Source organism: Galactobacter sp. (genome assembly GCF_022712295.1).
Lineage (GTDB): Bacteria > Actinomycetota > Actinomycetes > Actinomycetales > Micrococcaceae > Galactobacter.
The window spans coordinates 1-19936 of sequence record NZ_JALAGT010000104.1; the positions used below are offsets into that span (position 1 = coordinate 1).

Annotated in this window: 20 protein-coding genes; 7 read left to right on the forward strand and 13 right to left on the reverse strand. The window is 66.0% G+C overall.

Going from position 1 to position 19936, the window contains the following annotated elements:
* Positions 1-285, forward strand: a 285-nt coding sequence (locus Q0A15_RS07850) for a DUF2867 domain-containing protein (RefSeq protein ID WP_291278970.1), incomplete at its 5' end; no start/stop codon positions are given.
* Positions 282-1544 (forward strand): cytochrome P450, encoded by a 1263-nt coding sequence (locus Q0A15_RS07855; RefSeq protein ID WP_291278971.1) that lies wholly within the window; start codon positions 282-284, stop codon positions 1542-1544. The genes Q0A15_RS07850 and Q0A15_RS07855, both read left to right, overlap by 4 nt.
* A gap of 55 nt (positions 1545-1599) precedes the next feature.
* Here the strand turns inward: Q0A15_RS07855 and Q0A15_RS07860 are convergent, their stop codons facing one another.
* Positions 1600-2172, reverse strand: a complete 573-nt coding sequence (locus Q0A15_RS07860; RefSeq protein WP_291278972.1) for a MarR family transcriptional regulator — start codon at positions 2170-2172, stop codon at positions 1600-1602.
* Between the two features lie 81 nt (positions 2173-2253).
* On the opposite strand from Q0A15_RS07860, the gene Q0A15_RS07865 reads away from it, so the two are divergent.
* A complete protein-coding gene (locus tag Q0A15_RS07865) occupies positions 2254-3576 on the forward strand; it encodes a deoxyribodipyrimidine photo-lyase (RefSeq protein ID WP_291278973.1) in 1323 nt (440 codons plus the stop codon).
* Positions 3577-3666: 90 nt separating this feature from the next.
* Here Q0A15_RS07865 and Q0A15_RS07870 read toward each other — a convergent pair whose 3' ends face one another.
* From Q0A15_RS07870 to Q0A15_RS07880, 3 genes are read right to left on the reverse strand one after another with little or no spacing between them, the layout of a single operon-like run.
* A complete protein-coding gene (locus tag Q0A15_RS07870; RefSeq protein WP_291278974.1) occupies positions 3667-4833 on the reverse strand; it encodes a magnesium and cobalt transport protein CorA in 1167 nt (388 codons plus the stop codon).
* Positions 4834-4882: 49 nt separating this feature from the next.
* Positions 4883-6046: a CaiB/BaiF CoA-transferase family protein gene (locus Q0A15_RS07875; protein WP_291278975.1), complete on the reverse strand. Its 1164-nt coding sequence runs from the start codon at positions 6044-6046 to the stop codon at positions 4883-4885.
* Between the two features lie 4 nt (positions 6047-6050).
* Positions 6051-6644 carry a helix-turn-helix domain-containing protein gene (locus Q0A15_RS07880; protein ID WP_291278976.1) on the reverse strand — a complete coding sequence of 198 codons (594 nt, stop codon included), beginning with the start codon at positions 6642-6644 and terminating at the stop codon, positions 6051-6053.
* Between the two features lie 103 nt (positions 6645-6747).
* Between Q0A15_RS07880 and Q0A15_RS07885 the strand changes: the two genes are divergently transcribed.
* Positions 6748-8079: an MFS transporter gene (locus Q0A15_RS07885; RefSeq protein WP_291278977.1), complete on the forward strand. Its 1332-nt coding sequence runs from the start codon at positions 6748-6750 to the stop codon at positions 8077-8079.
* Between the two features lie 75 nt (positions 8080-8154).
* Positions 8155-9168, forward strand: a complete 1014-nt coding sequence (locus Q0A15_RS07890; RefSeq protein ID WP_291278978.1) for a DUF2804 domain-containing protein — start codon at positions 8155-8157, stop codon at positions 9166-9168.
* 198 nt (positions 9169-9366) lie between these two features.
* Here the strand turns inward: Q0A15_RS07890 and Q0A15_RS07895 are convergent, their stop codons facing one another.
* Entirely contained in the window at positions 9367-10167 is an 801-nt protein-coding gene (locus tag Q0A15_RS07895; protein WP_291278979.1) for a carbon-nitrogen hydrolase family protein, read from the reverse strand.
* Positions 10168-10323: 156 nt separating this feature from the next.
* The gene (locus tag Q0A15_RS07900; protein WP_291278980.1) at positions 10324-11622 is read right to left on the reverse strand and encodes an adenylosuccinate synthase; all 1299 of its coding nucleotides are present in this window, start codon (positions 11620-11622) and stop codon (positions 10324-10326) included.
* Between the two features lie 419 nt (positions 11623-12041).
* Here Q0A15_RS07900 and Q0A15_RS07905 point away from each other — a divergent pair, with 419 nt between their 5' ends.
* A complete protein-coding gene (locus Q0A15_RS07905) occupies positions 12042-12755 on the forward strand; it encodes a hypothetical protein (protein WP_291278981.1) in 714 nt (237 codons plus the stop codon).
* An 86-nt stretch (positions 12756-12841) separates the two neighbouring features.
* Here Q0A15_RS07905 and Q0A15_RS07910 read toward each other — a convergent pair whose 3' ends face one another.
* The gene (locus Q0A15_RS07910) at positions 12842-13573 is read right to left on the reverse strand and encodes a MerR family transcriptional regulator (protein ID WP_291278989.1); all 732 of its coding nucleotides are present in this window, start codon (positions 13571-13573) and stop codon (positions 12842-12844) included.
* Between the two features lie 147 nt (positions 13574-13720).
* Between Q0A15_RS07910 and Q0A15_RS07915 the strand changes: the two genes are divergently transcribed.
* Positions 13721-14284, forward strand: coding sequence for a TetR family transcriptional regulator (locus tag Q0A15_RS07915; protein WP_291278982.1), 564 nt, complete (start codon positions 13721-13723; stop codon positions 14282-14284).
* 2 nt (positions 14285-14286) lie between these two features.
* Here Q0A15_RS07915 and menE read toward each other — a convergent pair whose 3' ends face one another.
* From menE to fbaA, 6 genes are all read right to left on the reverse strand, one after another.
* Positions 14287-15783, reverse strand: a complete 1497-nt coding sequence (menE, locus tag Q0A15_RS07920) for an o-succinylbenzoate--CoA ligase (protein WP_291278983.1) — start codon at positions 15781-15783, stop codon at positions 14287-14289.
* Between the two features lie 90 nt (positions 15784-15873).
* Positions 15874-16608, reverse strand: a complete 735-nt coding sequence (locus tag Q0A15_RS07925; RefSeq protein ID WP_291278984.1) for a tyrosine-protein phosphatase — start codon at positions 16606-16608, stop codon at positions 15874-15876.
* Positions 16609-16706: 98 nt separating this feature from the next.
* Positions 16707-17330, reverse strand: coding sequence for a thymidine kinase (locus tag Q0A15_RS07930; RefSeq protein ID WP_291278985.1), 624 nt, complete (start codon positions 17328-17330; stop codon positions 16707-16709).
* A 72-nt stretch (positions 17331-17402) separates the two neighbouring features.
* Positions 17403-17969: a hypothetical protein gene (locus Q0A15_RS07935; RefSeq protein WP_291278986.1), complete on the reverse strand. Its 567-nt coding sequence runs from the start codon at positions 17967-17969 to the stop codon at positions 17403-17405.
* A 150-nt stretch (positions 17970-18119) separates the two neighbouring features.
* The gene (locus Q0A15_RS07940; protein WP_291278987.1) at positions 18120-18533 is read right to left on the reverse strand and encodes a DUF3151 domain-containing protein; all 414 of its coding nucleotides are present in this window, start codon (positions 18531-18533) and stop codon (positions 18120-18122) included.
* Complete coding sequence (gene fbaA / locus Q0A15_RS07945; RefSeq protein WP_291278988.1) at positions 18530-19552, reverse strand: class II fructose-bisphosphate aldolase; 1023 nt, start codon at positions 19550-19552, stop codon at positions 18530-18532. Before fbaA ends, Q0A15_RS07940 begins: the two co-directional genes overlap by 4 nt.
* Between the last annotated feature and the right edge of the window lie 384 nt (positions 19553-19936).

The following is a 19936-nucleotide window of genomic DNA, read 5'->3' on the forward strand; positions in this document are numbered from 1 at the left end:
AGCAGGTTGCGCTTGCGTGCGGAGATGAAGTTGCCGGGGACGGCCTGGCTTGAACTCAGTGCTTCCCTCCAGCAGGGCCACACCCGGTATGACCAGCGGGCCATTTTCTTCCCCCACGGGCTCAGTGGTCGGCTGTACTGGTTCGCGGTCCTTCCCTTCCACGGACTCATCTTCTCCGGAATGGTGGCCCGCATCACCGGTACTGCGGAAGGCAGGTCCAAGCGGTCGCTTCCCTGGAAACGAAAGACAGCCCGTACCGGGTCCGCTACCGCAGGTGACCAGTGAGGACGCCACGCGGAAGGTCGGGAGCCGCGGCAGCGCAGAACGCCGAAGGCACACAGGCGGCCCAGGGCAATCACCGCGCACCCGACGCCGCTGGCCAGAAGGTGGTGCGACTGGGACAGCTGCGGCCCGTGCAGGCGTTGCTTCGCTCCAAGCAGTCCACCTCTCAGGCGGGTTTCACCTCTGAACGCATTCCGGCCCGGCTCTTCTCACGCAGGCCCATTCTGTTCGATAACGGCCCAACTCATGACCAGCATCGCAAGGAGTTGGCACGTTTCTTCAGCGCCAACAACCTGAGGCGTCGTCACGGCGCCTTCATTGAGCAGACCGCCCAGCAATTCGTGGCCAAGGCCGCGGTGGCCCCGACATGTGTGCTGGATGAGTTGTGCCTGCATTTCTCCGTGCGGGTGGCCTCGGAGATCGTGGGGCTGACCGCCGGGAATACCGAGGACCTTGCAGGCCGCCTGGAAGCCTTTCTGCGCCAACCGCCGGTGGATCACACGTTGCCGGATCATGGACGCTCCAGCAAGGAGTGGATCAGGGCGGCGCATGGGGCCCTGCTGCCCTTGATGAGTTTCTATCTGCAAGACGTCCGCCCCGCCATCAGGCGCCACCGCGCGCATCCGCAGGAGGACATCATCACTCATCTGTTGGAGAAGGGGTACCGGCCACGGGAGGTGCTCATGGAATGTCTCACCTATGGCACCGCCGGGATGGTGACCACGCGTGAGTTCATGAGTCTGGTCATGCTGAGAATGTTCGACGACGCCGCGTTGCGGCGCCGCTATCTTGGCTCCGCGTCCGCGGAACGCTTCCGGCTCCTGGAAGAGATCATCCGGCTGAACCCACCGGTGTCTCATCTTTACCGCCGCGTACAGAAGTCGGGTGGTGGTTGTCCCCATCAGCCCGGAACCATGGTGGACATCGACGTCGCAGCGACCAATACCGATGCCACGGTCTTCACGCCGGACCCTTTGGAGTTCTGTCCCGAACGGTCGTTGAGCGCGTCCGAGAGAACGGGCCTGAGTTTCGGTGACGGCGATCATCGTTGCCCTGGTTCGCATCTGGCCATACTGGAGACGGATGCGCTGGTGCATGCCCTGCTCCGGGCCGGTGCCGTCATGGAGAGCCCACCCGCGCATCATTTCAATACCTTGGTGCAGGGGTATCAGTTACGAGATTTCGTGATCTCCTTCCGTGCCCACCTGGTCGCCGAGCAGTCCGGGCAGGACGCACCCTCCGGCGCCGAGGAGCCCGGTTAGCCCCCTGAGGCGGTACTCACAGTCCGAGTCCACCAGGGATCCGAACACGCCAGGGTCAGGCGCCCCATCCTCCCTTGCCCAGGGAGATCTCTGCAGTCATCTCGTTGAGGAAGCGGATGACGACCTCGCGTTCCTGGGAAGTGAGGCGGATGGCCGCGTTGACTCGTTTGGCATGCTGCCTACCCACAGTGCGCCTGACCAAGGCTTCCGTCTCCGGGGTGATCTCGATCGCAAAGGAGCGTCGGTCGGTGGGGTGCATCCGCCTGACCGCATGCCCACCGCGTTCCAGCCGGTTGAGCAGCTTGGTGGTGGAGGCGGCGGAAATGTGCAGATGTGCTGCGATCATGCTCGGGATGACGACTTGGTCAAGGCGTTTGGCAGCAATCAGATAATGCAGCGCTCGCATGTCCTGGGAGCTGAGTTTCATGTACTGTTCCGAGGCTTCCAGGATGCCCCGCTCAGCATCTCGCAGCCCGGACAGAGCTCGCATGAGCCTGTCGATCTGCTCCAGCTCTTCCGCATCAAGGTCTGCTGCCTGCGAGTCGGGATTCTCCGAGTCGGCGGAACGCAGTTGATACATGCCTGCTGCGACGGGGTCTGGATCAAACGTCTCGTCTGCGTTCGCCATGCGATAAATAGTACGCCACATCGAGCCGATTTGGCATATAGTAAACTCTTAGATACTTTCTACTCCTAGGGGTGATCTCTGATGAGCACGTTGGTCTGGTTCCGAGACGATCTGCGCGTCAGCGATCATCCGGCACTCAGCGCTGCGGTGCAGGACGGGGAGGGCGTGGTGGCGCTCTACGTTCTCGACGAGGAATCGGATCACTGCCGCCCGCTGGGAGCGGCCGCCAAATGGTGGCTGCATCACTCGCTGTCAGCACTGACCGGCTCCTTGGAGCGGCTGGACATCCAGCTGGTGTTGCGGCGCGGACCGGCCAACCAGGTAGTGAGTCGGGTGGCCCAGGAATGCGCGGCAGAAAGAGTCACCTGGAACCGCCGCTACGGCGCAAACCGGCACCATGATGCCACCCTCAAGAGCTCCTTGAGTGCGAAGAACATCACCGTGAATTCGTTTCCCGGCGACCTGCTCTTCGAGCCCTGGAACATCACCACCAAGGAAGGATCCCCCTACCGGGTCCACTCGCCGTTCTGGCGTGCGTGCGCCACTGCCCCGGTACCGGCCTCCCCGCTACCAGTACCGCCGCCGGTGGCCAGAGGAGCAGACACACTGCCCAGCGATTCCCTGACCTCGTGGAATCTGCTTCCCACGGCCCCGGACTGGTCTGCCGGGCTCAAGGCCCGCTGGACCCCCGGAGAGGCCGCAGCCGGTGCAGCCCTGGAGGAGTTCTTCCACCACCGCTTAGCCGAGTATTCACAACGGGATTTCCCGGACAAAGAGGTTGGGTCAGAACTGTCACCGCATCTCAGATGGGGTGAGATCAGTCCGCGCAGCGTGTGGCACCACGAACACTCCCAGCAAGGTAACGCGAGCCTGTTCCTCTCCGAGCTGGGATGGCGGGAGTTCGCCAAACACACCGACTTCCACTTCGGTCCCCTGCATACGCACAACCTGAATCAACGCTTCGACACCTTCCCCTGGCGCAGCTCAGACGGTGACGAGCTGCAGGCCTGGCAATCCGGCACCACCGGGTTCGGCCTGGTTGACGCAGGCATGCAGGAGCTGTGGCAAACCGGGTTCATGCACAATCGGGTGCGGATGGTCACCGCATCGTTCCTCACGAAGAACCTGCTCCTGGACTGGCGTATCGGTGAGGCCTGGTTCTGGGACACCCTGGTTGACGCCGACGAGGCCAGCAACCCGTTCAATTGGCAATGGGTGGCCGGCTGCGGTGCGGATGCCGCCCCTTACTTCCGCATCTTCAACCCGGAGCTGCAGCAGAAGAAGTTCGACCCCCATGGCCGCTATGTCACCCGCTGGGCGCCCATGAGTGCAACGCCCCAGATCGTCGACCTGCCCTTCACCAGGAAACGCGCGCTACAAGCGTATGAGACCTTGCCGCGCTGAGCGTGGGAACCAACGCGGCAAACACGTCGGAAACAAACTCGGCGACGTACGTCGCCAAGCCGAGCCGCGCTCGTCGGGCATTGGGACGAACTACATCCAGTGACGCTTCTTGAACCAGGCCCACAGACCTGCGGCAAGCACCACCATGGCCCCGATGGCCAGCGGGTACCCGAACGCCCAATGCAGTTCCGGCATCACGTCGAAGTTCATGCCGTAGATGGCCCCGATCAGGGTCGGCGCAAACAGGATGGCCGCCCAGCCGGAGATCTTCTTCATGTCCTCGTTCTGCTGCGCGGACACCAGCGTGGCATTGACCTGGAGGATCTGATTCAGGGCCTCGCGCAATTCGGTGACGGACGTGTTCACGCGCGAGAGGTGATCGGTGACGTCTTGCAGATAGGCGCGCAGCGGATCGGGAATGGCGTACTTGCCGAAGCCGGAGCGCAAGGAGCCAAGGACGTCGCGCAACGGGGCTGCGGCATGTTGGAGGTCGATGACCTCCTTGCTCAGCCGGTACACGCGTTCGGTGACTCCGCGGTGCCCGTCGAAGACCTGCCGTTCGATCTGCTCGCGGTCCACGGTCAGCCCCTGCAGCACAGGGAAATAGCCGTCCACCACGGCGTCCAGGAAGGAATGGACCACGGCCTCGGCACCGAGCCGCAGCAGTTCGGGATCGCGAGGCACGCGGCCCAGATACTCGACGAAATCCTCGCTACCCTGCTCGGTGGACTGCCGGATGATGACCACCACGTTGTCGCGTGCCAGTAGGTGGAACTCGGTGAAGACCACGTCCTCGGCGGAGTCCACGTAGGCCGCCGCCCGCGTGACCACGAACAGCACCCCGTCATAACGTTCCAGCTTGGGCCGCTGTCCGGCGCGCTTGAGGTCCTCCACCAACAGGGGATGCAGGTCCCAGAGTTCCGAGAACTGATCCACTTGGCCGTCCGTGGGATGGTCGAAGCTGAGCACCACGAGTCGATTGGTCGGCGTGCCATCGCTGAGCGTGTCCGCCTCGGCATCCTGCGGTTCCGAGACCGGCGCGAACGCCGACTCGATGAGGTCTTCCCCCGCGGCCTCACGCAACGCCCGGGCGATGGCTTCGGTCTGGTCCGCCGGGTCCACCATGGTGGCGCTGAGTTCGTGCCCGTTCTCGAAACGGGTGATCCGAATGCTGTCAGGAAAGGTTCCGGGGCGCGCCCGGACGGTCTCGGGCTGACGCCGCCGCAGCGAGGTTCGCGGTGTGGGGCGGGTGCTCATGGGCGCCTCCTTGCTCCGATTTCGTGGGCTTGGCGCCCCAGCGAACCTATCACTGTCGTAGCCAATGCCCGACGGCCTCGTTGTCGGCTCCCAGCGCGGGCGCAGCCCGTGCTGGGACCGGGATGGGCGGGTCCCAGCTCACCGGATTGCGTACGCCGCGCGCCACCGGCGCGCCCTCGGCGTCGTGCAATTCAAGCACCGGATGCAGACCGAGGCTTTGCGCGTAGTCCACGCCCTCACCGATCGTGGCGACCTTTCCAGCGGGCACACCCACGGCGGTGAGCCGTCGCTGCCAAGATGCTGCGGTATCGGCTGCGAGCGCGTCCTCGAGGTGGATCTGAAGTTCCTCGCGGTGCCGAACGCGGTGCGGGTTGGTAGCGAAGCGTTCGTCAGAGGCCAGATCGGGGACCCCAAGTTCCGCGCAGAGCCTGTCGAACTGGCCGTCGTTACCGCAGGCCACGGCCAGTGGGGCGTCGGAGCAGTGCAGGGACTGGTATGGCGCGATGGACGGGTGCACGTTGCCGAGGCGGGAGGGTTCCTTGCCCGCGCCGAGGAAGGCTTGGGCCTGGTTGACGAGGCCGGCCTGCAGGGAGGAGAGGAGGTTGACCTCGATGTGCGCGCCCGTCCCTGTGGACTCGCGGCGACGAAGCGCGGCGAGGATACCGATGGTTGCGTCCTTGGCGGTGAGGACGTCCACGAGCGCCACGCCCACCTTCATGGGGTCGCCGTCGGCGGTGCCGGTGACGTGCATGAGTCCGCCCACGGCCTGCACCACGAAGTCGTAGCCGGGAATCGCCGCCCCGCCGGCCGAACCGAACCCGGAGATGGAGGCCGTGATGAGGCCCGGGTTCCGCTTCGCGAGGTCCTCGTGACCCAGACCGAGCTTCTCCAGCGTCCCGACCTTGAAGTTCTCCACCAGGACGTCAGCCTTGAGGGCCAGCGCGCGGGCGGTGGCGAGGTCCCCCGGGTCGGAGAGATCCAGCGTGATGGACTCCTTGTTCCGATTCACGGACTCGAAGTACGTCGCAGTGCCGTTGTCCGAATACGGCGGCCCCCACGAACGGGTATCGTCCCCCGAGCCCGGCCGCTCCACCTTGATGACTCTGGCGCCCAGATCCGCCAGGGTCTGCGTGGCCAGTGGGCCGGCCAGGACACGGGAGAAGTCGGCCACGATGAGGCCCTCGAGCGGTGCGGCGTCGAGCTGTTCGGTCATGGGTTCAGATCTCCTCACTGGCTGCGGCGAGCAGGATGTTCCAGCCAAGCAGATCGGTCTCCGTGCCGGCTTCCTTGGCCTTCCTCGCGTCTTCCCTGAACTCATCCACCACCTCATTGATGCGCTGGAGAAGTTCCTCGAAACGTGGTCTTGACAGGCGGAGGGTGTAGTCGGTGAGGGTTCCACGGATGGTGGGATCCTCCCCCGTGGAGTACTTCGGCGCGTAGGCGGCAACCCGGGCGAGCAGGTCCTGGTGGTCCTGCATGATCCCCGCCATGACCGCCATCCCCAGTTGGCGATCCTGCATGGGAGCCTCGGGGGAACCGATGGTGCGGGCCCCTCCCACCGTCTTCCAGACCCTGTCCCGCTTGTCGCGCGCCAGCTCCGGGGCCTCCTCGATCAACCCTGCGGAGGCCAGGGTGCGCAGGTGGAAGCTGAGCCGATTCGCGGGTTCCCCCAGACGTTCGGCCAGATCGGCGGCCCTGGCAGGCCCGGATTGTCCCAAGGTGGTGAGGATGTGACGGCGGATGGGGTGCGACATCGCCTTGAGCACGTCCGTGGACATGGTCGCGTACTGCTGGGGGTTCTCCTTGGTCACGATGGCCAGCCTATCCGCCCCTGATTCCGATGGTGACAGATAGTCAAATTTCTTTGCGCAAGTTCTGTTGCGCAAGTTCTATTGTGCATTTACTCTGATCGTCATGACCACCCTTGATCAGCCCACGCGGCTGTGGGCCTCGACCGGGTATCGCCGCTGGCTCACTGCAGACACCGCCAGCCAGTTCGGCGGCGCCATCACCGGCTTCGTGATGCCGCTGATCAGCCTGAGCGTCACCGGCGACCCGGCCCAAGCCGGCCTCATCTCCGCCTGCGGCGTGCTGGCCCGGATCTGCGCGACCCTCCCCGGTGGATCCGCCGCCGACCGGCACGAACGTCCACGGCTCATGGTCATGGGTGGGCTGGTGCAGCTGGCCCTGTGCGTGGTGCTGCTCGGCCTCATCCTCGCGGAATTCATGGGGCTGTGGACCCTGTTGGTCCTGAACGTGTTCCTGGGCCTGGCCGGTGGCTACTTCGCACCCGCCTCCGATGCCGCGCTCAAGGACGTAGTGCCTGCCGCGCTGATCGGCCGGGCGCAGAGCGCCAACCAGGGGCGCGACGCCGTGGTTTCCCTCGCCGCAGCACCGCTGGGCGGCATCCTGCTCGGCTTCGGCATGTGGATTGCGGCCGCAGGCGTGGCCGTGACTCGAGTGGCCACCATCTTCGCCGCGCGGGCTCTCGGTGCCGTTTCCGGCCGGAGCGGTCAGGCGAGGAGTCGGGCACCCGAATCCGACGACACATCCCGAATGGGCCGGACCACGGCGGCCCAACCCGGCGAGCTCCCCATCGCCCCCTCGACCGCGGCCGCCGAACGCGGATACGGCGAGACCCTACGCTGGCTCTGGCACCGCCCCGACCTACGGGCCGGAATCATTATGGCCGTCCTGGTGAATCTGGGCTGGAGCATCACCACCACCACCGTCATCTACGCCCTGCAGATGAGCGGTAGCGACCCTGCAGCCATCGGAGTCGTCTCCGGCGCCATGGGAGTAGGAATGCTCATCGGAGCCCTGCTCGCCACCCCGCTGGTGACCAGGTTCGCCACGGGACGGCTCACCCTGGCCGCCTTGCTGCTGACCTGCCTCTGCGCGGCCACCCTCCCGGGGCTGAACACGCTCGCGGGGATCGTCCCGGTGATCGCCGTTGCCGTCCTGGGGGTCCCCGCCCTCAATGCCGGAATCCTCGGCTACATCATGACCGTCACCCCGGCGCACAGAATGGGGAAGGTCTCTGCGGTCGTCAATTTCGGTGCCATGCTCGCCATGCCCGCCGCACCCGTCGTGGCCGGATTCGGCCTGGCCGGACCCGGGCGATTCACGACCTTGGCTTTTGGGGCAGCATTGTGCCTGTTCTCCCTGCTCGTGGCCGTGGGATCAACCGCCCTGAGGCGCATTCCCAACGAAGCGCGCTGGGGCGAGTACGACGCCGGCCGCTGACCAGAGCGTGGACGCCCTGGCAACGGCACAGGTCACGCATGCGACGAGCACACGGCCCTGTCCTAGAATCGGTCCATGCGTGAGATCACCTCTGAGACCGAGTTGGTTTCCCCCTCAGGGAAACTCGTCGAGGCGGCCCTGGGCTTCTCCCGCAGACCGCTGCACAACACCGAGAATCTGCCGCGCGGGTTGCGTCACGGGTGGCATGCCAAGGCCTGGGATCGCTGGACCGTGGTCACCGATGATGTCTTCCTGATCTTGACGCTGGCAGACCTGGACGTCGCTGCCCTGGTCAGGGTCTTCTGCCTTGACCGAGCCACGGGGGCGGTCGCGGAACACGAGTCCGTGAAGTTCGCCCGACCCGCCGACGCCATGGTGTTGCCGGGTGAGGTCCCGCCGTTCTTTGCTCACGGCACGTTGGACGGACTCTCCGTGCGCTTCGATGCTGCCGGGGAGAATCGCACCGTTCTGCGTGCGGAGACCGAGCGCGTGTCCACGGTCCTGGAGGTGGACGCTCACACGGAATCGCTGTCGATGGCCACGTCGCTGGGTCGCGACCGTTTCCGCTATACCGTCACCGGTCCCGCGCTGCCGGTGACCGGCCTGGTGGTGTTGGACGGGCGCGACGTCCTGGTGGACGCCCCCTCCTTCGCCACGTTGGAGCGTGGCCGCGGCCTGTTGCCTCGCCGCACCGAGTCTCTGCGCGCCTGCGCGGGCGGGATCACCTCTGATGGCCGACGGGTGGGTCTCGTCCTCACGGAGGGCCCCGCCGGGCCGTCCTCGGACGTCGCGGAGAACGCACTCGTGATCAATGGCAAGTTGAACGGCCCGCGCCCGCAGGTCACCTGGGACGCTCCCGCCTTGAACTCCGACGCGAAGTCCGCGCCGTGGCATGCGCGAGGTTCCTGGATCGATGCGACCCTGAAACCGGCTCACACGCGCACAGTGACCAGCAAGTCCGGGCTCATCAACGAGACCTGTTTGCAGGCCTTCGGAGAGTTCAGCGGCTCGGCCGTACTGACCGACGGCAGTCGCGTGAACCTCACCGGCCTGAAGGGCTGGGCGGAACGCTCCTCGCGCCGCTGGTGATCTTCGCTGCGCCGCTGGTGATCTTCGCTGCGCCGCTGGTGAGTGGCGCGCGAGAGCCGCGCCCCGTCGTCGGGCATGGGACGTTCCGCCCCTCGATTGAAGATTGACCCCTCAAAACGTGTTCAGCCCCAGTCGTACGACTGGGGCTGAACACGAAATCGGTGGCTGAACGTGGAAACGGGGGGTAATCCGAAAGGCTCAGGCGTCGCCGGGAGCGGGGACCCCGATGCGGCGGTTCGCGAGCACCGGCAGGAACTCACGGACCTCGTCCACACGCTTGCGGGTGACTTCCACCGTGACCAGGCCCTCGGCCTCGTCTGCCAGATAGTCCACCGGCTGCGCCATGGGGTCGATGACTCCCGAGTAGCCGATGGTGGCGGCACCCGACGTGCCTGCCGCGGCCACCCACACGGTGTTCTCCACTGCGCGGGCCTTGACGAGGGTGCGCCAGTGATCGACTTTGTGCTCGCCCTTGTACCAGGCCGCACCGACCAACAGCACGTCAGCGCCTTCCAGCGCCAGGTCGCGGGCCAGCTCCGGGAAACGGATGTCGTAGCAGGTCATGACGCCGAACTTCAGGCCACCCAGCTCGAAGACGGCCCGCTGCTCGGGGGCGCCTGCCGTGATCCGCTCGGACTCCTTGAAGGAGAACGCGTCGTAGAGGTGGATCTTGCGGTACGTGGTGACGATGGTGCCCTTGGCATCCACGGCTACCACGGTATTGAACGGGTTCTCTTCACCGTTGGGCTCGTAGCCGCCGGCCACCACGGCGATCCCGTGGCCCGCGGCGATGAAGGAGAGGCGCTGAACAAAACGGGACCAGTCGCGTGTCACGGCAGCGGAGAGATCCGCAGCCTTGCGGATGGCGAGCATGGATTCCTCGGGGAAGAGCACCAGGTCGGCGCCGTCCGCCTTCGCGGAACCGGCCAGCCGGTCCATGGTCTCCAGGTTCTCGAAGACGTCGCCGCTCGGATCGAACTGGCCAACACTGATCTTCATGATGCTCCACTTCCTTGGACGTTGGGCACGCCGTCATCGGACGCGACCTGGCTACTGCATCACCGCGTACTCACCACGGTGGTTCTGACAAGAGTAACGAGGACTGATGAGACCAACCTGAGTGTGGTCCCATCAGTCCTGGTTCCACGTCTTCGATCAGTCGGCGACGGGACCGATCAGGTCATGCACCACGATGGTCTGATCGCGATCCGGGCCGACACCGATCGCGGAGAATCGGCAGCCGGAGAGATCCTGCAGCGCCAGCACGTACTTGCGCGCGTTCTCCGGCAGGTCCTCGAGCGTCTTGGCGTCGGTGATGTCCTCGGTCCAACCGTCGAAGTACTCGAAGATCGGCTTCGCATGATGGAAGTCGGACTGGGTCATGGGGACCTCGTCGTGGCGGACACCGTCCACGTCGTAGGCCACGCACACCGGAATCTTCTCCAGCCCGGTGAGCACGTCCAGCTTGGTGAGGAAGTAGTCCGTGAAGCCGTTGACGCGGGACGCGTAGCGGGCCAGGACGGAGTCGTACCAACCGGTACGACGCGGGCGGCCGGTGTTCACGCCGTACTCGCCGCCGCTCTCGCGAAGGCGGTCGCCCATCTCGTCGAAGAGTTCCGTGGGGAACGGGCCGGCGCCCACACGGGTGGTGTAAGCCTTGATGATGCCGATGGAACGCTGGATGCGCGTGGGGCCGATACCCGAACCCACGGAGGCGCCGCCTGCCGTGGGGTTGGAGGAGGTCACGAAGGGGTAGGTGCCGTGGTCCACGTCCAGGAACGTGGCCTGGCCGCCCTCCATCAACACGACCTTGTCCTCGTCGAGAGCCTTGTTCAGTACAAGTTCCGAGTCGATCACCAGGGGACGCAGGCGGTCCGCGAAGCCGAGGAAGTACTCCACGATCTCGTCGGCCTCGATGGCGCGGCGGTTGTAGATCTTCACCAGTAGCTCGTTCTTCTGGCGCAGCGAGCCCTCCACCTTCTGGCGCAGGATGGACTCGTCGAAGATGTCCTGGACGCGGACGCCGAGACGGCCCACCTTGTCCATGTAGGCCGGGCCGATGCCGCGACCGGTGGTGCCGATGGCGCGCTTGCCGAGGAACCGTTCGGTGACCTTGTCCATGGTCTGGTGGAACGGGGCCACCAGGTGAGCGTTCGCCGAGACGCGCAGGCGAGAGGTGTCCGCGCCGCGGGCCTCGAGGGCGTCCATCTCCTCGAAGAGCGCCTCCAGGTTGATGACGCAGCCATTGCCGAGAATCGGGATGGTGGTCGGCGCGAGAATGCCTGCGGGAATGAGCTTGAGCTCGTATTTCTCGCCTCCCACGACCACGGTGTGCCCGGCATTGTTGCCGCCATTGGGCTTCACGACGTAGTCGACGCGGCCGCCCAGCAGGTCGGTGGCCTTGCCCTTACCCTCGTCGCCCCACTGGGCTCCGACGATCACGATCGCTGGCATGGAATCTGCCCTCCGTTTGCCGCATGGTGTCTACGGCGGTTTCCGGTCCCGTGGTTCGGGCCCGGGGTCCGGGTCCCCCCGAACACAGGAATGCCTCCCGCACCGAGTGTCCTCGACCAACGACCGGTTCATGAATCGGCGGCGTACGAGGGGCGGACGGGCAAGAGGCTCTTGCAACCTGAGTTTAGCCGGGCGGTGGTTGAACGTTCCAACCCATGACGGGCGCGCCGCCCCCTCCGTCGTGGCACATGCCTTGCTTGGGACTCTGACAGCGACCTCTCACCGTGACACAGGCCAGCCGAATCCACCTCTTGGGTCCGCCTCAAACCGGCGCCATAACTTCGTTGAGCATCCAGACAAGTACGAGCCACGTCGGGGCCCAACCCCTGGATCCCGACCGCGGAAGCAAGGACGCCACCATGACCAACCACAACGACTCAACCAACACCCCCGACATCGACACCACCCAGACCGAACTGCCGTACGAGACCGCTGCCAAGCGCTCCGGCTGGCTCAAGCGGGGCGCCACTGCAGGACTCGTAGCCGTGAGCCTCGGTGGGCTCGGCGTGGGTCTGGCCGCCTGTTCCGGCGCGGCCTCCGCGGACACCGACACTTCGTCGCAGTCGGCCGGCACGTCCTCGAATGGGCAGGCCGCAGCCGGCCAGGGCGGTCAGGGCGGTCAGGGCGGTCAGGCGCCCGACGGGCAGGGCGGACCCTTCGACAACATCGACACCGCCGCCGTCGCCAAGACCCTCGGAATCGACGAGGACACTCTGACCGAGGCCATCGATTCCATCCAGCCTCAGCAGGGCGGCGAGGCCGGAGGGGGCCAGGGCGGAACGTCCGGCTCCGCCGAAGGCGGCGCTCCGGGCGCTTCCGGGGACGGCACCGAGGGCGCCGGGTCCAATGCGGCCGCCGACGGCTCGTCGGGCATGGACGGCGCGGCGCCAGAGGGCGATGCGGCAGAGGGCGATGCGGCAGCCGGCGACGCCGGCGAGGACCCGATGGTGGCTGCCCTCGCCACGGCGCTGGACCTGGGCTACGACGACGTCCTCGCCGCGCTCGAGGACCACGGATTCACGGTCGGCGGCCCTGGCGGTCAGCCAGGCCAGCCCGGCCAGCCCGCCGAATGACGGCTTCTCCCCGTTTCCCGGATCCACGCCACCGAATCGGCGACCCTTGTCCGGGGGCGGGGAGGATTCGGTGTGGGATCAGAGACTCAGTCCCACTCCGCGGTGTCGGGGTCCACGCCGTGAGCGCGAGCATTGGCGTCGATGATGGCCCTCAGCCACGCGGCGAGGCCAGGCTCGCGCGAGTCGTAGTGCTCGGTCCAGCGTGGGTCCGCTGTGTAGCCCTGAGCGATGAGCGACTGCCTGGCATGGCTGACGTCGAACCACTGGCCCACGTTGGCGCGGTGGCGTTCGGCGAGCGCGTTGGCCTCGGACGACCCAGGCTCCACACCTGCACGCAGGCCTTCCGCCAGTGCCGTTTCGAGGTCTTCCAGGGCCCGCTTGGCTTCTTCCATGTCGGCCTCGTCGTGATAGGGATCGGTCCAGACGCTGCCGAGCGCGCCCGCCTGTTCCTCGGGGGTGAGTTCGTTATGTGTCATGTTTCTCTCCAGAAGTGTGTCCACGGAGGAGACCATCTCCTCCAGTCGAGCGATCCGAGTCAGGAGCAGGTCGCGTTGACGGCGAAGGTGTTCCGCCTCGTCTGCTCCGGGTGAGGCCAGAACGCGGGAGATCTGTTCCAGCGGCATCCCCACCTCGCGGTAGACCAGGACCTGCTGCAGCCGCGCGATGTCGGCGCGGGAGTAGAGCCGGTAGCCGGAGCCGGTCCTTGCTTCCGGGGAGACCAGCCCGGTCTCGTCCCAGTGGTGCAGGGTGCGCACGCTGACTCCCAGCGCCCGCGCGGCCTCGCCGACTCTCAGTCCGTTGGTCTCGGAATCGTTCATGGTGAACACTCTGTCCCCTCACGTCGCGTCAGGGTCAACCCCCGTTTGCGCGATTCTTCGCTTCCTACCCGATACGCCCCGTGGAACCCACGGTGCAGATCGGGTTGGAAGGGCGTTCTCGATGCCGCGGGCCGATAGGCTCCGTATATGGCTTTGACGCGCGTACAGGTGGTGGGGACCGCCACGACGATCCTGCGCGAGTACGGCCTCGGAGACCTCACCATGCGGCGTTTGGCCCGCGAGCTCGGCGTCGCGCCGGGAGGTCTGTACTGGCACGTTGCGGACAAGCAGGACCTGTTGGTCGCGGTGACCCAGGAATTGCTGGACGACGTCGACCTGAGTGACGTTCCCACCCCACCCGTGTTGGGCCGCCGCCTGGCGACGGCCTTGCTTCCGGTGCCCGACGCCGCGGACGTCCTCCGCGTGGCCCTCACCTGGCGCCCGCGCCAGGTGAGGGTGCTGGCGCACCTGCGGGAGGCGGCCGTCGGGCAGGGGATCGCTGAGGACGAGCGGGAGGACTGGGCCCGGGGCGCCCTGGACCTGGTGTTGGGTGCGGTGGCCGATCACCAGGAGGCCGCGCGTGCCTCGGCGGCTCCGCCGAGTGCACCGAAGGGTGCGGCTGCAGGCGAGGTCGAGCCACGTCCGGCCGCCCCCACCACCGAGGCGACGTTGGCCAGGGTGCAGCGCGCACTCACCCGGTGGTCGGGCTGATCTCAGGCCAGGGAGTCCCTCAGCAGGTTCTTGCGGATCTTGCCGGACGCGGTGCGGGGCAGGTCCTCCACCACGGTCAGGGTGCGCGGAATCTTGTAGCGGGCCAGCTTCCCGTCCAGGAACTCCATGATGGTTTCTGCGGTGATCTCCGCGGAGCCACGCGGCACAACGAAGGCGTGAGGAGCCTCGCCCCACTTGGGGTGGGGAACGCCGATCACGGAGACGGCAGCGAGGTCGGGATGGCCGGAGAGCACGGCCTCCACCTCGGCCGGGTACACGTTCTCGCCACCGGAGACGAACATGTCCTTCAGCCGGTCCGTGACGAACAGGAAGCCGTCCTCGTCGAGGCGACCGAGGTCACCGGTGTGGAACCAGCCCTCAGCCTCGAAGGAGGAGGCCGCATCCGGACGGTTCCAGTACTCCTTGATGACATTGGGACCCTGCACCAGGATCTCGCCCACCTGACCGGCCGGCAGCTCATCGCCGCCCGGTTCCACGATCTTCACGTCGACGAAGAACTGCGGCAGCCCGGAGGCACCGATCTTCTCCAGAGCGAACTCCGGCGGCGTGGACGTGGCACCAGGCGAGGTCTCCGTCATGCCGTAGTTCATGGTGAACCCGACGCCTTTTTCCGCATAGGCGTCGATGACGTACTTGGGCATCGCGGAACCACCGCAGGTGAGGTTGCGCAGGCTGGAGAGGTCCGCCGTGTCCCAGGCCGGATCCTCCATGAGCATCTGGAAAGTGGTCGGGACGCCGGAGAGCGTGGTGACCTTGAATTTCTGAACGAGTTGCAGGACTTGGGACGGGACGAAGCGGGTCTCCACGACCAGGGTGGCGCCCTTCAACAGGGTGGGCAGCACGCCCATACCCAGCGAGGCCACATGGAACATGGGCGAGATCATCAGCGCCACGTCGGTGGAGGCCACGTCGTAGTCGATGAGGACGTTGAAGCAGTTGGAGGTCAAGTTGCCGTGGGTGAGCATGGCCCCCTTGGGGCGCCCGGTGGTTCCTGACGTGTAGAGGATGACGGCCAGGTCGTCGAGACCAACGCGCACGTCCTCATCGAAACGCCCGACGGCGGCGGACCGCGCGTGCAGTTCATCCAGATCCCAGGTGGCCACGTCGGTCTCGGCGGTAGCCGCCGCCGGAACGGCGGCACCGGCCAAGGAATCGTCGTACACCAGGACGCTGACGCCGGCGTCGTCCAGCTGATACGCCAGCTCCCCCGGAGCCAGGCGGGTGTTGAGCGGGACCGTCACGGCGCCGATGCGACCGGCAGCGAAGAGTACCTCCACGAACTCGGGCGAGTTCTCACCGAGGTAGGCCACGCGATCGCCCGGACCCACTCCGGCATCGGCGAAGGCCGCGGCGGCGCGGGAGGCTGCCTCCTCGAGGTCCGCGTAGGTCAGGGTCCGCTCCCCGGCGATGATGGCCGGCTTGGAGCCGGACTTGACGAGCCTGCGAGTGAGCCAGGATCCGAGTCCGTGGTTGAGCATGTGCGATCTCCTTTGACCTACGACGCGCCGTTGCTGATCACAATCATTGTCGAGTTCAATGAAATGTGTCAAGCCTCACAGTCGACTGCATCATGTCAGCAGCTTGGCCCTCAGCGCCTCGAGCCTGTCGGCACCCAGACCTGCATCAAGCAGATACTGTTGCGCTCCTCCGAACCGATCCTCCAGGACCCCGAGCGTTGCATCCATGGCCTCCGGCGGCGAACCAACCATCAGCTCTCTCAACGCATCCGACACCGGAATCCCATGCGCCTCGAGCCGCCGAAGCTGCTCCTGTTCCCACACACCGGAGAGCCGGGACTCGGTGATGGCGTAGTCAGCCACGATGGACTCGCGATCCGCCCCCACCGCGGCCAGGCTCAGCGCAGACACCACGCCAGTGCGATCCTTGCCCGCGGCGCAATGCACCAGGGTGGGGCCGGAGGCCTCCGCCACAACGCCGATCACCCGCACCAGATCATCCGCGTTGTCCTCCAACAAGGACGCATACAACTGGGCCAGCGCAGGCAGCTTCAACAGGTCGATGCCACCAGGGGCATCCTGCCTCCCCTGCAGAAGGGGAATCCCGACCGAGCGCACGTCGTCGGGGATCACGTCCGGGGCCGCCGAGACCTCCGGATCGGAACGCAGGTCGATGATGGTCCCCACCTCAAGCCGGCCCATCTGCTTGAGCCCCCGTGCCGAGACGGCCACCAGGGCATCCGAACGGAAGAAGACTCCCGGCTTCAGTCGCTTCGAGCCAACCCCCGGAGAGGCGGCGACGTCGCGGAAGTTCGCGGTTCCGTCCACCAGCGACCTAGTTGTCATCCAACGGCTCCTCATGTCGATTCGATGGCACCAACTGTGCCGCCTTCAGGTCCATCTTCCACGAGAGACGCCGTCGACCGTTGCGCCCGTGAACCCGCTCATCCGAGGTTTCCGCCGGATTCTTGGAGGTAGCAAGATCCGCACAGGGATTCGTAGGTGACCTCTCCCCCGTCGATGGCGACCTGATCACCGTGGAACACGAACTCACCGTCCACGCGGCGGGTGTTGAACACGGCCTTGCGCCCGCAGCGGCAGATGGTCTTCAGTTCCTCCAGGGAGTGCGCCACCTCCAACAACCGTGCGGCTCCCGGGAAGGCATGGGTGCGGAAGTCCGTGCGGATGCCGTAGGCCAGCACCGGCACCCCGTCCAACACCGCGATCCGCAGTAGATCATCCACCTGGGCGGGAGAAAGGAACTGAGCCTCGTCCACCAAAAGGCACGCCACGGGTTCAACGTCCACGTGCTGCAGCAGGGCGTTCGGGTCGTCACCGTGGGCGGCCGCAGCGAAGACCTCCCGGACGTCGTCCTCCGGATGGATCACCAGGTCAACGGGCCGGGTCACACCGAGCCGGGACACGATGGAGTCATCCCCCTTGGTGTCCACCCCCGGCTTGGCAAGCAGCACCCGTTGCCCGCGCTCCTCGTAGTTGAACGCCGCTTGCAGCAGGCCCGTGGACTTGCCGGAGTTCATGGCCCCGTAGCGGAAGTAGAGCTTGGCCAAAGGACGCCTTTCACACAAGGAACAGGATGCGCACCGACCTCACGTCGGAGCGCATCCAGTCTAGGCGTGAGCTCAGTCGGTACCGGCCGCTTCCGTGAAACCCTTGGCGAAGGAGGCCAGGTCATCGAGGCTCACTTCACCGACGCCATTGAGTGTGATTTCCGACCCGCCTTTGATGTCCAAATAACAGGTTGGCGAATCGGTATCCTCGACGCCGCAGTACCCGGTCGCAATTCGCGTGGTCGACCCTGTGAAAGCACCCTTGGCCATCTTCTTGGCAGACAACTCCCCCGTGCCGTCTGCGCTGATGAAGTCCGCCTCGTTGTCCTTGCTCCAAGCGGCAAGCCCGGCGAAGCCCGACTCCTTCGATTTCCATTCCCCCACCTGCTCGGGCAGATGATCGGCGACGTCCGACTTCAGCGACTTTCCGGCGTCACCCGCGTCGGCCTCAGCCGCGGATGTCGATTGTTCGGTGGTGGCGCCCTGGGCGGACCCCTTCTCCGCGTCGGAATCGGAACTGGAGCAGCTGGAAATGGCCAGTCCCACGACAGCCACCGCCGCTATGAGGGACAAGCCGTTCAACGACCTCTTCATGAAAAACCCTTCATGGATAACACTGTTTTCCATGAAGACTGCCACTACCCACCTCTCGCACTCAAATCGACACACCCCGCCCCCAATGGAGAGAGAAGACCAACGAAACGGAGGAAAGTGGCAAATGCCGCAGGAACAAAGGAAGGTCCGCCCCGGCCATGAGCCGGAGCGGACCTTCAACAACCACGCAGAGGATCAGCCCTCGATGGCCCCCACGGCCTTGGGGTCAGAATCGTTCAGGAACGTGCCGATGCGCGCCACCTCGTCCACCTCACCGATGGCTGCGGCCGCCCGACGCAGCGCGTACAAGGAGCGCAGGAAGCCACGGTTGGGCTCGTGGGAGTAGGGAACCGGGCCCTGACCGCGCCACCCGGACTTACGCAGTGCGTCCAGCCCACGGTGGTAACCAACGCGGGCGAACGCGTAGGACTCGACCTCGCGACCCTCCGCCCACGCGTCGTCTGCCATCAGCGCCCACGGCAGCGACTCGGCGGGGAAGGCACGCGCCAGGTCCTCGGCCTCGTCGCCCGCGTCGTAGCGGGACACGAGGTCCGGATTCTCCGGCAGCAACGTCGCGGGGATGCCAAGCAGGTTCTCCCCGAGGTTCACTTGACGGACTTCCCTGCGGAGCCGAGCTGCTGGGAGGCGGAGACCACGCGTGCAGCCATGCCGGACTCGGCCAGAGCACCCCAGACGCGGGGGTCGTAGGTCTTCTTGTTGCCGACCTCGCCGTCCACCTTCAGCACGCCGTCGTAGTTGGAGAACATGTGCCCGGCCACGGGACGGGTGAAGGCGTACTGGGTGTCGGTGTCGATGTTCATCTTGATGACGCCGTAGGAGACGGCGTCCGCGATCTCCTGGTCGGTGGAGCCGGAGCCTCCGTGGAAGACCAGGTCGAACGGGGAGGGCTTGCCGATCTTGGCTCCGACCTCCTCCTGGATCTGCTTGAGGATCTCGGGGCGCAGCTTCACGTTGCCCGGCTTGTAGACGCCGTGCACGTTACCGAAGGTCAATGCGGTGATGTAGCGACCCTGCTCGCCTGCGCCGAGGGCATCGATGGTGGCCAGCGCGTCTGCGGTGGTGGTGTAGAGGGAGTCGTTGATCTCTCCGACCACACCATCTTCCTCGCCGCCCACGGCGCCGATCTCCACCTCGAGGATCTGGTGGTTCGCTGCGGTGCGAGGAAGGATGGTCTGCGCGATCTTCAGGTTCTCCTCGAGCGTCTCCGCGGAGCCGTCCCACATGTGGGAGTTGAAGAAGGGGTCGCGCCCGGCCTTCACTTCGGCCTCGGAGGCCTCGATCAGCGGCAGCACAAAGCCGCCCAGCTTGTCCTTGGGGCAGTGGTCGGTATGCAGCGCCACATTGATGTCGTAGGACTTGGCGACCTCACGGACGTAGGCCACGAAGCCCAGGGAACCGCGCACCATATCCTTGACGGAGGAACCGGAGAAGTACGCGGAGCCGCCGGTGGAGACCTGCAGGATGCCATCGGAACCCGCCTCCTGGAGGCCGGCCAGGGCAGCGTTGACGGACTGGGAGCTGGTGACGTTGATGGCCGGGAAGGCGTATTTGCCGCTCTTGGCGGCGTCGAGCATCTCGTTGTACTTGTCCGGGGTTGCGACGGGCATGTCACTCCTTGGGTCGGTGCGGGCCGCATTCAGGGTCCGCGAGCTGAAGCGCCGATGGCCTGTTCATGCCACCGATCACGTCCTCCTTCCATCCTAGCGACGGGGGCCACGAAGATGCGATGGTCTGCCGCAGCCATTACTTCGGTGCGTTGCAAACCCTCCATATGAACCACGGAATGCACATTCCCGGGATTAATCCGCCAGACTGAGGGGGTCACATCCCCCATCCGGAGCACCAATGAGCACGCCGAACGATCCAGAGCGCACCACCGATGACCAGACGGCGAGTGGCGACGACGCCGCGGGCGTCGGCCGGCCGCAGCCCGGCGCGCCCTGGGGCGCTCCCCCTCCGCCCATGCCCGACGTCCCGGGTCCGGTCCCGCC